At 61.7% G+C, this 13,894-nt stretch carries 14 protein-coding genes; 2 read left to right on the forward strand and 12 right to left on the reverse strand.

Annotation, left to right across the window (positions count from 1 at the left end):
- The first annotated feature begins 119 nt into the window (after positions 1 to 119).
- Entirely contained in the window at positions 120 to 947 is an 828-nt protein-coding gene (gene nadE / locus KCX70_RS09830) for an ammonia-dependent NAD(+) synthetase (RefSeq protein ID WP_212620049.1), read from the forward strand.
- A 54-nt stretch (positions 948 to 1,001) separates the two neighbouring features.
- Here nadE and KCX70_RS09835 read toward each other — a convergent pair whose 3' ends face one another.
- The 12 genes from KCX70_RS09835 to ccoN (KCX70_RS09890) all read right to left on the reverse strand — a co-directional run bounded on the left by KCX70_RS09835 (position 1,002) and on the right by ccoN (KCX70_RS09890) (position 13,075).
- Positions 1,002 to 1,730: a sulfite exporter TauE/SafE family protein gene (locus KCX70_RS09835; protein WP_212620050.1), complete on the reverse strand. Its 729-nt coding sequence runs from the start codon at positions 1,728 to 1,730 to the stop codon at positions 1,002 to 1,004.
- Positions 1,723 to 1,929, reverse strand: coding sequence for a cbb3-type cytochrome oxidase assembly protein CcoS (gene ccoS / locus KCX70_RS09840; protein WP_021207911.1), 207 nt, complete (start codon positions 1,927 to 1,929; stop codon positions 1,723 to 1,725). Before ccoS ends, KCX70_RS09835 begins: the two co-directional genes overlap by 8 nt.
- Positions 1,930 to 1,985: 56 nt before the next feature.
- Positions 1,986 to 4,406 (reverse strand): heavy metal translocating P-type ATPase, encoded by a 2,421-nt coding sequence (locus KCX70_RS09845; RefSeq protein ID WP_212620051.1) that lies wholly within the window; start codon positions 4,404 to 4,406, stop codon positions 1,986 to 1,988.
- A 7-nt stretch (positions 4,407 to 4,413) separates the two neighbouring features.
- A complete protein-coding gene (locus tag KCX70_RS09850; protein ID WP_212620052.1) occupies positions 4,414 to 4,917 on the reverse strand; it encodes a FixH family protein in 504 nt (167 codons plus the stop codon).
- Between the two features lie 11 nt (positions 4,918 to 4,928).
- Positions 4,929 to 6,341 (reverse strand): cytochrome c oxidase accessory protein CcoG, encoded by a 1,413-nt coding sequence (gene ccoG, locus KCX70_RS09855; RefSeq protein WP_021207908.1) that lies wholly within the window; start codon positions 6,339 to 6,341, stop codon positions 4,929 to 4,931.
- Positions 6,342 to 6,477: 136 nt separating this feature from the next.
- Complete coding sequence (gene ccoP / locus KCX70_RS09860) at positions 6,478 to 7,395, reverse strand: cytochrome-c oxidase, cbb3-type subunit III (protein ID WP_212620053.1); 918 nt, start codon at positions 7,393 to 7,395, stop codon at positions 6,478 to 6,480.
- Complete coding sequence (locus KCX70_RS09865) at positions 7,396 to 7,578, reverse strand: CcoQ/FixQ family Cbb3-type cytochrome c oxidase assembly chaperone (RefSeq protein ID WP_021207906.1); 183 nt, start codon at positions 7,576 to 7,578, stop codon at positions 7,396 to 7,398. It abuts the gene before it with no gap.
- 6 nt (positions 7,579 to 7,584) lie between these two features.
- A complete protein-coding gene (gene ccoO, locus KCX70_RS09870; protein WP_021207905.1) occupies positions 7,585 to 8,196 on the reverse strand; it encodes a cytochrome-c oxidase, cbb3-type subunit II in 612 nt (203 codons plus the stop codon).
- 12 nt (positions 8,197 to 8,208) lie between these two features.
- Positions 8,209 to 9,636 (reverse strand): cytochrome-c oxidase, cbb3-type subunit I, encoded by a 1,428-nt coding sequence (ccoN, locus tag KCX70_RS09875; RefSeq protein ID WP_102850827.1) that lies wholly within the window; start codon positions 9,634 to 9,636, stop codon positions 8,209 to 8,211.
- 357 nt (positions 9,637 to 9,993) lie between these two features.
- Positions 9,994 to 10,929: a cytochrome-c oxidase, cbb3-type subunit III gene (ccoP, locus tag KCX70_RS09880; RefSeq protein WP_021207903.1), complete on the reverse strand. Its 936-nt coding sequence runs from the start codon at positions 10,927 to 10,929 to the stop codon at positions 9,994 to 9,996.
- 99 nt (positions 10,930 to 11,028) lie between these two features.
- Positions 11,029 to 11,640 carry a cytochrome-c oxidase, cbb3-type subunit II gene (gene ccoO / locus KCX70_RS09885; RefSeq protein ID WP_212620054.1) on the reverse strand — a complete coding sequence of 204 codons (612 nt, stop codon included), beginning with the start codon at positions 11,638 to 11,640 and terminating at the stop codon, positions 11,029 to 11,031.
- 10 nt (positions 11,641 to 11,650) lie between these two features.
- Complete coding sequence (gene ccoN, locus KCX70_RS09890) at positions 11,651 to 13,075, reverse strand: cytochrome-c oxidase, cbb3-type subunit I (RefSeq protein WP_021207901.1); 1,425 nt, start codon at positions 13,073 to 13,075, stop codon at positions 11,651 to 11,653.
- An 83-nt stretch (positions 13,076 to 13,158) separates the two neighbouring features.
- On the opposite strand from ccoN (KCX70_RS09890), the gene KCX70_RS09895 reads away from it, so the two are divergent.
- On the forward strand, positions 13,159 to 13,857 hold the full coding sequence (locus KCX70_RS09895; RefSeq protein ID WP_021207900.1) for an alpha/beta family hydrolase: 699 nt from the start codon (positions 13,159 to 13,161) through the stop codon (positions 13,855 to 13,857).
- Positions 13,858 to 13,894 lie beyond the last annotated feature (37 nt).

A 13,894-nucleotide genomic window follows, 5' to 3' on the forward strand; every position in this document is an offset into this window, starting at 1 on the left:
CGAGTCCGGTCCGACAGGGATGCCACGATTAGTGGTACGTCGCAGGAGATTTATTCGCTCGATTGTGGTCGATTAGTCAAACTAGCATTCCGAATCGCTCACTCGCACAGGAGACACTCATGCACGCCCGCCAGCAAGAGATCGCTGCCGCACTCAAGGTCTGCCCACCCTTCGATGGTCCAGCCGCTGTACAGGCCGAAATCGACAGGCGGGTGGCCTTCATCCAGTCGTGTTTGCGCGACTCCGGGATGAAGACGCTGGTTCTCGGTATCAGCGGTGGCGTGGACTCGACCACCGCAGGGATGCTCGCACAGCGCGCGGTTGAAGGCATGCGTGCCGCCGGGGAGGGCGACGATTACCGCTTCATCGCGGTCCGCCTGCCGTATCAGGTTCAGCATGACGAAGACGAGGCACAGCTGGCGGTCGATATGATCAAGCCGGACGAGTGTCATACAGTCAATATCGGCGCCGCCGTGCTGGGGTTGTCGCGGGCGACCGAGGCGCTTGAAACGCTGACGCCGGAGAAGAGGGATTTCGTGCTCGGCAACACCAAGGCGCGGATGCGCATGGTGGCTCAGTACACGATTGCCAATGCGCGCCAGGGGCTGGTGATCGGCACCGACCATGCGGCCGAAGCGGTGATGGGTTTTTTCACCAAATTCGGCGACGGTGCCTGTGACCTCACACCGCTGGCGGGGCTGGTCAAACATCAGGTCCGTGAGCTGGCGGCCGCGCTAGGCGCACCCGAGCAACTGGTCAAGAAGGTCCCGACCGCCGATCTCGAGGATCTGTCGCCCGGCAAGCCGGACGAAGCCGCGCATGGCGTGACCTACCAGAACATCGATGCCTTTCTGCAGGGCCAGCCGGTACCGGACGAGGCGGCGCAGATCATTATAGACACCTACGACAAATCGGCGCACAAGCGTCAGCTACCGAAAGAACCTTGAGCGAGAGCGGGCAGGCGGCTGGCCGGGGCGTATGCGTCCGCCTGCGCGCGGGCATCAGTGGTGATGCTGGGTGGCGGGCTGCGATTCGACAGTGGCGCCGCCATGGCCCATCAACCATTGCTGATGCGGGCCGGGAAGCGTCCACAAGCCGAAAAGGATTACGGTCACGCCGCCCGCGATTCGCACACCGCGCTTGCGCAGCAAGGCCATGAGTCGTTCAGCGGCCAGGCCGGTGGCCAGGAGCACGGGCCACGTGCCCAGGCCGAAAGCCAGCATCAACAACGCGCTTTCCGTCGCATTGCCCTGGCTTGCCGCCCATAGCAGGGTGCTGTAGACCAGGCCGCAAGGCAGCCAACCCCAGAGCGCGCCGAGCAACAGAGCGCGAGGCACGCTCTTGACGGGCATCAGGCGACTGGCGAACGGTTGGATATGGCGCCACAGGCCTCGGCCTATGGCCTCGACACGCGTCAGGCCGCTCCACCAGCCAGCCAGATAAAGCCCCATGGAGATCAGCAGCAGCGCAGCAACGATGCGCAAGGCCAAGGCTGCCGGGCTGTTGGCTACCGCCCATCCGGCAAGGCCGATGAGCAGACCCGCGGCGGCATAGCTGAGCACCCGCCCCAGGTTATACGCCACCAGCAGACGTAAGCGCTTGGCGCGCTGCTCCGCCGGGATCGCCATGGTCAGGGCGCCCATCAAGCCGCCACACATGCCGAGGCAGTGGCCGCCCCCCAGCAGGCCGAGTACTAGCGCCGAAACCAGCAGTGGCAGGAGGTCAGCCACGATCGGATTTCTCCTCATCGCGTCCGTCGGCCTGTTCGATGCCGGCTCGATGCTTCGGGTCTTCCTCGTCAAACAGGATGCTGTGCGCCGGGCCATCGAGATCGTCGTACTGACCGCTGTCGACCGCCCAGAAGAATATCCAGATGGCCAAAGCAACGAGAATCACGGCGACAGGAATCAGTATGTAAAGCGCGGCCATGGGGCCTCCAGTAACGGTACGGCAGGAGTATCGGAACAGGCCTATCCTACGCCAGGCTAGGCGGACTGTCGGTTGTTGGGCGTGCGGGCCAGGCGCAAGGCATTGAGCACCACCAACAGGGAGCTGGCCGACATGCCCAGCGCCGCCCAGAGCGGTGTGACCCAACCGATGGCCGCGAACGGCAGGATCAAACCGTTATACAGACTCGCCCAGGCGAGGTTCTCGATAATGATTCGGCGGCTGCGGCGCGCTACCACGAAGGCCTGCGCCAGGCTGTCGAGGCGATTGCTGAGCAGGACGGCATCGGCGCTCGTCTTCGCCAGGTCTGTCGCCGAGCCCATGGCCACGCTGATATCGGCGGCGGCCAGGACCGGTGCGTCATTGACGCCGTCACCGAGCATCAGCACCCGGTGTCCTTCGTCTTGCAGCCGCTGCAGATGGTTAAGCTTGTCGGTCGGCGTCATACCACCGTGCGCCGACTCGATGCCGAGTTGTCGCGCGATCTCGCCGACCATTGGCGAACTGTCGCCGGACAGCAGCACGGTCTTCCAGCCGCGGCGCTTGCAGGCTTGCAGCAGGGCAGGTGCGTCCTCGCGCAAACGGTCGCTCAGTACCAGCCACGCCAGCGGCTCTCGTGAGTCGCCCAGCAACAGCCACTGGCCCTCGTCGCCTGGAATGGCCGGAGCGCTCCCGCCATAGCCGGCCGCGACGAAATCGGGCTGGCCAATACGCAGCGTACGGCCGCCGACCGAACCCTGCAGGCCCAGGCCTGGAACGCTCTCGACCATGTCGGCGGCTTGCGGTGCCCGGCCGAATGCCTTGGCGATCGGGTGTTCCGAACGGTTTTCCAGCGCTGCGGCAAGTTCCAGGCAGGTGTCGGCGTTCAGTCCAGCCAAAGGCCGCACTTCGCCCAGGGTCAGGCGGCCATCGGTCAAGGTGCCGGTCTTGTCGAAAATGACCGTGTCGATGTGATTGAGCCCTTCGAGCACATGGCCGCGCGTGAGCAACAGCCCGAGCTTGTGCAGCGTTCCGGTGGCGGTGGTCAAGGCGGTCGGCGTTGCCAGCGACAGCGCGCAGGGGCAGGTCGCAACCAACAGGGCGAGGACGATCCAGAAGGCACGCTGCGGATCGATCTGCCACCAGACGATGCCGACAATGGCGGCACTCAGCAGGACGATGACCAGAAACCACTGTGCGACCCGATCGGCCAGTTCCGCCAGCCGCGGCTTATCCGACTGGGCCCGCTCCAGCAGACCGACAATGGCAGACAGACGAGTATCGTCACCCAACGCCTGGACTTCTACGGTCAGGCCGCCCTCAACGTTAAGCGTGCCCGCAGTCACGGTATCGCCGCTGCTTCTGGCGTGTGGTAGGTATTCGCCGGTAAGCACCGATTCGTCGATGCTCGATTGCCCGCTGACGATACGGCCATCTGCAGGGATCAGTGTGCCGGGCTGCACCAGTACCCGGTCGCCGACCTGTAGCTCGCTGAGCAGAATGCGCGTCGTTTGGCCGTGCTCATCGAGCTTCAGGCAGGACGCCGGTAGCAGGTTGACCAGCTGTGCGGTTGCGGTGGCAGTGCGCTCGCGGGCGCGCCGCTCGAGAAATCGACCGGCTAGCAGGAACAGCGCGAACATGCCCACCGCGTCGAAATAAAGCTCGCCCTGACCGGTCACGGTTGACCAGATACCCGCAACGTAGGCGCCACCGATGGCCAGTGAAACGGAGACATCCATGGTCAGATGCCGGGTCCGCAGGTCTCTCAGCGCGCCCTTGAAAAAATCGGTGCAGCAATAGAAGACGATGGGTGTGGTCAGCAACAGCGCCGTCCAGCGCAGGATACTGGCCATGCCGGCTGACAGATCGATGTTGAACTCAGGCCAGGTGGCCATGGTTGCCATCATCACTTGCATCCACAGCAGCCCGGTCACCCCCAACTGGCGCATGCTGCGCCGGTTTTCCTGGGCGAGACGCTCTGCCGCCTGGTCGGCCTGGTAAGGGTGTGCGGCGTAACCGATGCGTCTCAGCTCGGCGAGCAGCTCGCTGAGCGGCATGGATGCATCGTTCCAGCGTACCCGCAGACGGTGATTGGAGAGATTGAGGCTGGCCTCGGTAATGGCGTCGAGGCCACGCAGGTGCTTTTCGATCAGCCATCCGCAAGCGGCGCAGCTGATGCCTTCAATCAGCAGGGACGTACTGGCCTGCTCGCCTTCGTGCTGCACGAACGGTTGCTGTACATCCTGGCGATCGTAAAGCGCCAGCTCATCAGTCAGTGCTTGCGGCAAGGCGCCTGGATTGGCGGAGGTGTCGCTGCGGTGCAGGTAGTAGCTTTCCAGGCCGCCCTGGACGATCGCCTCCGCAACGGCCTGGCAGCCCGGACAACACAGCGCCCGTTGCTCATCGAGCACACGGGCGTGAAAGGCACTGCCGGCGGGAACCGGCAGCCCGCAGTGATAGCAGGGGGTTGGGCTTGCCATCGACCGGTCAGTAGCTCAGTTCGAGCTTCTGTCCGGTAACGATTTCCTTCTCTTCGAACAGACGCCAGTCCTGGTCGCCCTCACGACCGAGCAGTTCGACGAAACGTCTGCCGGTAACCGGCTCTTGCATCTGGCCTTGGTAAAAGCCGTTGCCCTGGGGCTGGAGCACAATGCGGCGATCGCGTTCGGGCTGCGTCGGCGAAATCAGGTTGAGCACCAGTTGCTGGGGCCCGCTGTTACCACTCAGTTGCACTTCGGCCAGCCCGCGCTCGTCGTTGAGCGTCACCTGCGCGCGCACTTGCAGGCGCTCGGCGAGCTTTTCTCGCTCCAGCGACTGGTTGATGCCCTTGCCGGCGTCGTAGTAATTGTCCGACACCAAGGTGTCGGAGTTGCGGATCGCGACGGTCAGCATCGTCGTGCCGAGGACTACCGAGAGCAGCAGAATGCCAATGACGAACCAGGCCCAGAATTGCGTATACCAACGGGTGTTCTCGTGGTCTGAGGTGCTCATGTACTACCTATTCAGCGAATGCTCGGGCCGATGAAGCGGCTGTCCGATGCATCTTCTATGGATGAGTCATCTGCCGATCTTACGTGGAAGACGATTTCGTTGGTGCTGGAGCGAAGCTGCTCCGGTGCCACCGACAGTTCCACCGGGATGGTGACGAGTTCGCCGGCTTCGGCATGAACTTCGCGGCGCCCTTCGTACTGCAGGCCATCCAGCCCGGTGGCTTCGATGATGAACGTCTGCTCGTTTTGCGCCTTGTTCATGACCTTCAGCGTGTACACGTTCTCGATCCTGCCTTGCTCGTTCTCGCGATACAGCACACGATCCTTGAGCACGTCGAGCTTGACCAGCGAACGGTCGCTGACCGCATAGCCGAACACGCTCATCATCGCGATCAGCGCGACGGCATAGCCGATCAGGCGCGGCCGCACGAGGTGGGTCGTCTGTCCGGACAGGTTGTGTTCCGTGGTGTAGCTGATCAGTCCGCGTGGGTAATTCATCTTGTCCATGATGGTGTCGCACGCATCGATACACGCAGCGCAGCCAATGCACTCGATCTGCAGGCCGTCGCGGATGTCGATGCCGGTAGGGCAGACCTGGACGCACATTGTGCAGTCGATGCAGTCGCCGAGCCCCATGGCCTTGTAATCGGCGTCCTTCTTGCGCGGGCCGCGGCGCTCGCCGCGACGCGGGTCGTAGGAGACGATCAGCGTATCCTTGTCGAACATCACGCTCTGGAAGCGTGCGTAGGGGCACATGTAGATGCACACCTGCTCGCGCAGATAGCCGGCGTTGCCATAGGTCGCCAGGGTGAAGAAGCCCACCCAGAATGCCGCCCAGCCGCCAACCTGAAGCGTGAACAGGTCGGGCACCAGGTCGCGTATGGGGGTGAAGTAACCGACGAAAGTAATGCCGATCGCCAGCGAGACGAAGAGCCAGATCGAATGCTTGGCCAGCTTGCGCAGGAATTTGTTGGCATTCATCGGCGCCTTGTCGAGCTTCATGCGCTGGTTGCGGTCACCCTCGGTGACTTTCTCCGCCCACATGAATACCCAGGTAAAGACACTTTGCGGACAGGTGTAGCCGCACCAGACACGGCCGGCGAAGACAGTGATGAAGAACAGTCCGAAGGCGCAGATGATCAGCAGCGCCGAGAGCAGGATGAAATCCTGCGGCCAGAACGTGGCGCCGAAGATGTAGAACTTGCGCTCCGGCAAATCCCACCACACCGCCTGGCGCCCGTTCCAGGTCAGCCATACTGTTCCGAAATAGAGAATGAAAAGCAGGCCGCCGCCAACGAGCCGCAAATTGCGGAACAGGCCGGTGAAGGAGCGGGTGTAGATCTTTTCGCGAGCGGCGTAGAGGTCGGATGAAGCATTGACCTTCGAGGGGGGCGTCACGTCACGAACGGGAATTTGCTGGGACATCGATTACGTACCACGGCGGAAGGGTGAGTGTCCCGGTCGATACATGCCGACCGGGATCTTTGCTTACCTGCTGCGAATGGTACGCCTCGACAGTCGAAGGCAGGTGCGACCGTCGGTCGCGCCTGGATCGTTCGGATCAGTTCTCCGACTGGTGGGAGAGGCTGTACACGTAAGCGGCCAGCAGGTGCACCTTGTCGTTGCCAAGGTGGTCTTGCTGGGCTGGCATCCGGCCGTTCCGGCCATAGCGCAGGGTCTGTTGGATCTGTCCGAAGCTCGAACCGTATAGCCAGATGTTGTCGGTCAGGTTCGGCGCGCCCATGGCGTGCGTACCTTTGCCTTCAGGACCATGACAAGCTACACAATTGGTTGCGAAGATTTTTTGACCCTGCTCAACGTCGGCGTTGATCCCTTCTGGAATATCACGACCGGAAAGGCTGCGAACGTAGGCTGCCACGTTGCGAATACCTTCCTCGCCGATCACGTCGCGCCATGCCGGCATGGCTGCCTGACGGCCGCCCATGATGGTGGTCTTGATGGTCTCGGGCTCACCGCCGTACAGCCAGTCGTTATCGGTCAGGTTGGGGAAGCCATAGGCACCCTTGGCGTCCGAACCATGGCACACCGAGCAGTTGGAGGCGAACAGGCGGCCGCCCATTTTCAAGGCCTGCGGATCCTGTGCGACTTCTTCCACCGGCATCGCTGCGAACTTGGCGTAAAGCGGACCGTATTGCTCGTTCGCCTTGTCCATTTCGCGTTGCCATTCCTTCACCTGGGTCCAGCCGCCTTCGTAGCCCGGCAGCATGCCTTTCCAGTTACCCAGGCCCGGATACAGCGCCAGGTAGCCGAGAGCGAAAAGCACCGTGGCGACGAACAGCATGAACCACCAGCGTGGCAGCGGGTTGTCGTATTCCTCGATGCCGTCATAGGAATGGCCAACGGTTTCTTCGGTACTGTCGTGGCGTTGTCCCTTGCGAGTCGCGAGCAGCAGCCAGACCAGTGCGGCAATGGTCCCCAGGCTCAGCAGGGTGATGTACCAACTCCAAAACGTGGTCATTTATTTCTTACTCCTGGAAGCTTCTTCATCACGCTTGTTGGTGTCGGGCTCGTCCGCGAAGGGCAGGTTGGCGGCTTCATCGAAGCCTTTCTTGCGCTTGCTGCTATAAGCCCAGAGCACGACACCGACGAAGGCGACGAAAACAAGAACGGTGCCCAGACCGCGAAGAGTCCCGATATCCATGGTGCGTTACCGTTTGTTGGTGAGAATTGTGCCAAGGCTCTGCAGGAAAGCGACAAGGGCATCCATTTCGGTTTTGCCTTTGACCGCGTCCTTGGCACCGGCGATGTCTTCCTCGGTGTAAGGCACGCCAACGCTACGCAGGGCAATCATCTTGTCGCCAGTGTGCTTGCCGTCCAGCTTGTTCTCTACCAGCCAGGGGTAGGAAGGCATCTTCGACTCCGGCACGACGTTGCGCGGGTTGTACAAGTGCGCGCGGTGCCAATCGTCGGAATAACGGCCGCCGACGCGTGCCAGGTCAGGACCGGTACGCTTGGAGCCCCAGAGGAACGGATGGTCGTAGACGCTTTCGCCAGCGACCGAGTAGTGGCCGTAGCGCTCGGTCTCGGCACGGAACGGACGGACCATCTGCGAGTGGCAGCCAACGCAGCCTTCACGGATGTAGATGTCGCGGCCTTCGAGTTCCAGAGCGGTGCGAGGCTTCATGCCTTCGACCGGCTCGTTGACAGCGTCCTGGAAGAACAGCGGAACGATCTGGGTCAGACCACCGATACTTACCGCGAGGACCATGAACAGGGTCAGCAGACCGACGTTCTTTTCGAGTATTTCGTGATTCTTCATTTATCCGTTCCTTCAGGCGATCTGCGCAGCGGCTTCGAATTCAGCCGGCTTGGCGGCACGCACAGTGCGCCAGGTGTTGTAAGCCATCAGCAACATACCGGTGAGGAAGAACGCCCCGCCCAGTGCCCGAACGATGTAGCCGGGATGGCTGGCTTCCAACGCTTCGACGAAGGAGTAGGTCAGGGTGCCGTCTTCGTTGATCGCGCGCCACATCAGACCCTGGGTGATGCCGTTGACCCACATCGAGGCGATGTAGAGCACGGTACCGATGGTGGCGAGCCAGAAGTGAGCGTTGATCAGGCCGATGCTGTACATCTGCTCGCGGGCGAACACCTTGGGGATCAGGTGATACATGGAGCCGATGGAGATCATCGCGACCCAGCCGAGGGCGCCGGCATGTACGTGGCCGATGGTCCAGTCGGTGTAGTGGGACAGCGCGTTGACGGTCTTGATGGCCATCATCGGACCTTCGAAGGTCGACATGCCGTAGAACGCCAGGGACACCACCAGGAAGCGCAGGATCGGGTCGGTGCGCAGCTTATGCCAGGCGCCGGACAAGGTCATCATGCCGTTGATCATGCCGCCCCAGCTCGGTGCCAGCAGGATGATCGACATCACCATGCCCAGGCTTTGCGCCCACTCGGGCAGCGCGGTGTAGTGCAGGTGGTGCGGACCGGCCCAGATGTACAGGGTGATCAGCGCCCAGAAGTGCACGATCGACAGGCGATAGGAGTACACCGGACGCCCAGCCTGCTTCGGCACGAAGTAATACATCATGCCCAGGAAGCCGGTGGTCAGGAAGAAGCCCACCGCGTTGTGGCCGTACCACCACTGCACCATGGCATCGGTCGCGCCGGAGTAGATCGAGTAGGACTTGAACCAAGTGACCGGAACTTCCAGGTTGTTGACGATGTGCAGCATCGCCGTGACCAGGATGAAGCCGCCGTAGAACCAGTTACCCACATAGATGTGGGCTACCTTGCGCTTCATGATGGTGCCGAAGAACACGATCGCGTAGGAGATCCAGACGATCGCCAACAGGATGTCGATCGGCCATTCCAGCTCGGCATACTCTTTCGAGCTGGTGAAGCCTTGCGGCAGGGTGATGACGGCCAGCACGATGACGGCTTGCCAACCCCAGAACACGAACGACGCCAGGCCATCGGAGAACAGCCGGGTCTGCGACGTACGCTGGACCACATAAAAGGACGTGGCCATCAGTGCACAACCACCAAAGGCGAAGATCACCGCGTTGGTGTGCAGCGGGCGCAAGCGACCAAAGCTGGTCCAGGGCAGGTCGAAGTTCAATTGAGGCCATACCAGCTGTGCGGCGATAAACACACCCAGGCCCATTCCGATAATTCCCCAAACCACCGTCATGATGGCGAATTGGCGAACCACCTTATAGTTATATGCAGTCTCACTTATTGCTGTGCTCATGCAAGGCTTCCACGCTAATGGCATATCAAGGGGGCAAAAACGGCGGCAAGTATGGAGAAAGGAGGGGGGCAATGCAATCAACGCCCAGGCCATCTCGTGCCGTTCAGACCCTGATTCCAGGCGTTTTCCATACGCTTTGCAGGGTCGTTTTTCACATCAGGCCGATGTGTCGAGTCGAGGGTTTCGCCTTGTAGTTCTGGGAAGTCCGGCGAATGGGGAAGAACTATAGAAGCCAACAGGCAGAAGGCAAACCGGGGAAGGATTGGACGGTGTGCGACAGAGCGTCGCATGGACGCGTTTTCCAGCGGAAGTTGTTTTCGCGCAGGGCGGCGTATTGCACCGCCCTGGTAAGGGAAGTTACTGCTTCGCCAGCCGTTCTGGCTGTTGCGAGAGGCTGTACACGTAAGCGGCCAGCAGATGCACCTTGTCGTTGCCCAGGTATTGCTCCTGTGCCGGCATCTGACCGTTGCGTCCGTGACGAATGGTTTGTTGCAGCTGAGGCAAGCTGGAGCCGTATATCCAACCCGCCGGATTGGTCAGGTTAGGTGCGCCCATGGCGGCTGTTCCGGTACCTTTTTCGCCGTGGCATACCGAGCAGGTCTGGGCATACACCTGGGCGCCCGCGCCGACATCCGCGACTGTGCCCTCCGGCAGCGGTAGCCCGGCCAGCCCATTACGCACGTAGGCGGCGACGTTCTTCACGCCTTCCTCGCCGATCACTTGGCCCCAGGCCGGCATGGCCGCTACGCGACCGTGCAGGATGGTGGTCTTGATTGTCTCGGCATCGCCGCCCCAGCGCCATTCACGGTCGGCCAGGTTAGGAAAGCCAACGGCCCCCTTGGCGTCGGATCCGTGGCAAACCGCGCAATGGTTGGCGAATAGACGACCTCCGATTTTCAGCGCGCGCTCGTCCTGTGCGACCTGAGCGACATCCATAGCCGAATAGCGGGCGAAAATCGGGCCGAATTTGGCGTCGGCCTGTTCGACTTCGCGCTGCCACTGTTTGGTCTGGGTCCAGCCGTCCTCGTAGCCAGGCAATACGCCTTTCCAGTTACCCAGGCCCGGGTAAAGCGCCAGATAGAGGATGCCGAATACGAGCGTGCCGATGAACAGCAAGAACCACCAGCGGGGCAGAGGGTTGTCATATTCCTCGATACCGTCGAAGGAATGCCCCATGGTCTTGTCGGTCGTACCGGCGGACTCGCCTTTTCGGGTGGCGAAGATCAGCCAGAACAGAGCGACAATGGTGCCCAGCGTCAGCAGGGCGATGTAACCACTCCAGAAAGCGTTCATTTGTTACTCCCGGGCAGCCCGAACGCTCGAGCTGCCCCGCGATGTTTATTCCCTGACGGCTGCCGCTGCAGCGCGTCGTTCTCGATAGCCTGGTCGGTCTCAGCGCTTGCTCTGCAGCGCCGTGCCGAGTACCTGCAAGTAAGCCACCAGAGCGTCCATCTCGGTCTTGCCCTTGACCGCGTCACCTGCGGCGGCGATGTCGTCGTCGCTGTAGGGCACGCCGACCGAGCGCAGTGCTTTCATCTTGCCGGCCGTGTCCTTGCCATCGAGGGTGCTTTCCACGAGCCATGGATAGGAGGGCATCTTCGACTCGGGCACGACGTTGCGAGGGTTGTAGAGGTGCGCGCGGTGCCAGTCGTCGGAGTAGCGACCGCCGACACGCGCCAGGTCCGGGCCGGTGCGCTTGGAGCCCCACAGGAACGGATGGTCGTAGACGCTCTCGCCGGCGACCGAGTAGTGACCGTAGCGCTCGGTCTCGGCACGGAACGGGCGGATCATCTGCGAGTGGCAACCGACGCAGCCCTCGCGGATGTACAGGTCACGGCCTTCCAACTGCAGCGCGGTGTAGGGCTTCACGCCTTCGACCGGCTCGTTGACGACGTCCTGGAAGAACAGCGGGACGATCTGGGTCAGGCCACCGATACTTACCGCGAGCGCCATGAACAGGGTCAGCAGGCCGACGTTCTTTTCGAGTATTTCGTGCTTCTTCATTATCGGCTCCTCAGGCGATCTGCGCGGCGGCTGCGTATTCGGCTGGCTTGGAGGCGCTTACGGTGCGCCAGGTGTTGTAAGCCATCAGCAACATACCGGCGAAGAACACCGCGCCGCCGATCATGCGGACCACGAAGCCCGGGTGGCTCGCTTCCAGCGCTTCGACGAAGGAGTAGGTCAGGGTGCCGTCTTCGTTGATCGCACGCCACATCAGGCCCTGGGCGATGCCGTTGACCCACATCGAGGCGATGTAGAGCACGGTACCGATGGTGGCGAGCCAGAAGTGCGCGTTGATCAGGCCAATGCTGTGCATCTGTGGGCGACCGAAGACTTTCGGGATCAAGTGATACAGGGCACCGATCGACACCATGGCAACCCAACCGAGGGCGCCGGCATGTACGTGGCCGATGGTCCAGTCGGTGTAGTGGGACAGCGCGTTGACGGTCTTGATGGCCATCATCGGACCTTCGAAGGTCGACATGCCGTAAAACGCCAGCGAGACCACCAGGAAGCGCAGGATCGGGTCGCTGCGCAACTTATGCCAGGCACCTGAGAGGGTCATCATGCCGTTGATCATGCCACCCCAGCTCGGAGCGAGCAGGATCAGCGACATCACCATGCCCAGGCTCTGCGCCCAATCCGGCAGCGCGGTGTAGTGCAGGTGGTGCGGACCGGCCCAGATATAGACGGTGATCAGCGCCCAGAAGTGGACGATAGACAGGCGATAGGAATACACCGGACGTTCGGCCTGCTTCGGCACGAAGTAGTACATGATCCCGAGGAAGCCGGCGGTCAGGAAGAAGCCCACCGCGTTGTGGCCGTACCACCACTGCACCATGGCGTCTGTCGCGCCGGAGTACAGCGAATAGGATTTCATCGCGGTAACCGGCACTTCCAGGTTGTTCACCACATGCAGCAGGGCGACGGTCAGGATGAAACCACCGAAGAACCAGTTGCCGACATAGATGTGCTTGACCTTGCGCGTGGCCAGGGTGCCGAAGAAGACGATCGCGTAGGAGACCCAGACGATGGTGATCAGGATGTCGATCGGCCATTCAAGTTCCGCGTATTCCTTGGAACTGGTGTAGCCCAGTGGCAGGCTGATCGCCGCCAACAGGATCACCAGCTGCCAACCCCAGAAGGTGAAGGCCGCCAGTTTGGGTGCGAAGAGGGTGGTCTGGCAGGTACGCTGGACCGAGTAGTAGGACGTGGCGAACAATGCACAGCCACCAAAGGCGAAAATCACCGCGTTGGTGTGCAGAGGGCGCAAGCGACCGAAGCTGGTCCAGGGCAGATCGAAGTTGAGAAATGGCCAGGCCAATTGCGATGCGATGAAAACGCCGAGCCCCATCCCGACGATTCCCCACACCACCGTCATGATGGCGAATTGGCGGACCACCTTATAGTTGTAGGCGGTACTGGTTGCTGTGTTCATGTATGGGCTTCCATCCACGGTAATGAGCATGTTTTTTTGTTGCGTTGAGCAGACAGTTCTTTCATTGAAAAGCGGGGGCAAGGATGGGCAATGGGCAACTGGCCGGTATTGACGCCGATCAATACTCGCAAGGCGGTGAAATCCCGTTCGTCCGGGCCGATCGGCCGCAGGGCGAGACGTTCGCCAGCCTGATATTGGCGCATGGTGCGGGTGCGCCGATGGACAGTCCGTTCATGCAGCAAATGACCGAGCGGCTCGTGGCGCGGGGCGTTGCGGTGCTTCGGTTCGAATTCGCCTATATGGCCGAGCGACGTGCCACCGGGGCCAAGCGACCGCCCAATCCGCAGGCCCAGCTGTTGCAGCAATGGCGGGAGGTTTATCGGGTGGTGCGACAGCAAACCGCGGGTCGATTGGCGATTGGCGGAAAGTCGATGGGCGGTCGCATGGCCAGTTTGCTGGCCGATGAGCTCGTTGCCGATGCCCTGGTCTGCCTGGGTTATCCGTTCTACGCAGCAGGTAAACCGGAGAAGCCGCGCGTGGCCCACCTCGCCGAACTGGGCTGTCCAACGCTGATCGTTCAAGGCGAGCGCGACGCGCTAGGTAACCGGCAGACGGTCTCGCACTACGCGCTGTCACCTGCGATACAGGTCGAATGGCTGGAGGCTGCCGACCATGACCTCAAGCCCCTGAAACGCTCCGGGCTGACCCATGAACAGCATCTGGACCGAGCAGCCGATCTGGTTTCGGCATTTCTACGTCAGCCGCGGCCTGGCCAGACGTAACCGAACGCCTGGCACTGCCCGTCAGTGAACGCAGTGG

The sequence above is a fragment of the Stutzerimonas stutzeri genome (assembly GCF_018138085.1).
GTDB lineage: Bacteria > Pseudomonadota > Gammaproteobacteria > Pseudomonadales > Pseudomonadaceae > Stutzerimonas > Stutzerimonas stutzeri_AI.

What these genes read in the sequence shown, in the direction of transcription:
- ccoN (WP_021207901.1), bottom strand. Translation starts at nt 13,075, where the DNA reads ATGAACACAGCAACCAGTACCGCCTACAACTATAAGGTGGTCCGCCAA.
- ccoP (WP_212620053.1), bottom strand. Translation starts at nt 7,395, where the DNA reads ATGACCACGTTTTGGAGTTGGTACATCACCCTGCTGAGCCTGGGGACC.
- ccoO (WP_212620054.1), bottom strand. Translation starts at nt 11,640, where the DNA reads ATGAAGAAGCACGAAATACTCGAAAAGAACGTCGGCCTGCTGACCCTG.
- ccoS (WP_021207911.1), bottom strand. Translation starts at nt 1,929, where the DNA reads ATGGCCGCGCTTTACATACTGATTCCTGTCGCCGTGATTCTCGTTGCT.
- ccoG (WP_021207908.1), bottom strand. Translation starts at nt 6,341, where the DNA reads ATGTCCCAGCAAATTCCCGTTCGTGACGTGACGCCCCCCTCGAAGGTC.
- KCX70_RS09850 (WP_212620052.1), bottom strand. Translation starts at nt 4,917, where the DNA reads ATGAGCACCTCAGACCACGAGAACACCCGTTGGTATACGCAATTCTGG.
- nadE (WP_212620049.1), top strand. Translation starts at nt 120, where the DNA reads ATGCACGCCCGCCAGCAAGAGATCGCTGCCGCACTCAAGGTCTGCCCA.
- ccoO (WP_021207905.1), bottom strand. Translation starts at nt 8,196, where the DNA reads ATGAAGAATCACGAAATACTCGAAAAGAACGTCGGTCTGCTGACCCTG.
- KCX70_RS09865 (WP_021207906.1), bottom strand. Translation starts at nt 7,578, where the DNA reads ATGGATATCGGGACTCTTCGCGGTCTGGGCACCGTTCTTGTTTTCGTC.
- KCX70_RS09895 (WP_021207900.1), top strand. Translation starts at nt 13,159, where the DNA reads ATGGGCAATGGGCAACTGGCCGGTATTGACGCCGATCAATACTCGCAA.
- KCX70_RS09845 (WP_212620051.1), bottom strand. Translation starts at nt 4,406, where the DNA reads ATGGCAAGCCCAACCCCCTGCTATCACTGCGGGCTGCCGGTTCCCGCC.
- ccoP (WP_021207903.1), bottom strand. Translation starts at nt 10,929, where the DNA reads ATGAACGCTTTCTGGAGTGGTTACATCGCCCTGCTGACGCTGGGCACC.
- ccoN (WP_102850827.1), bottom strand. Translation starts at nt 9,636, where the DNA reads ATGAGCACAGCAATAAGTGAGACTGCATATAACTATAAGGTGGTTCGC.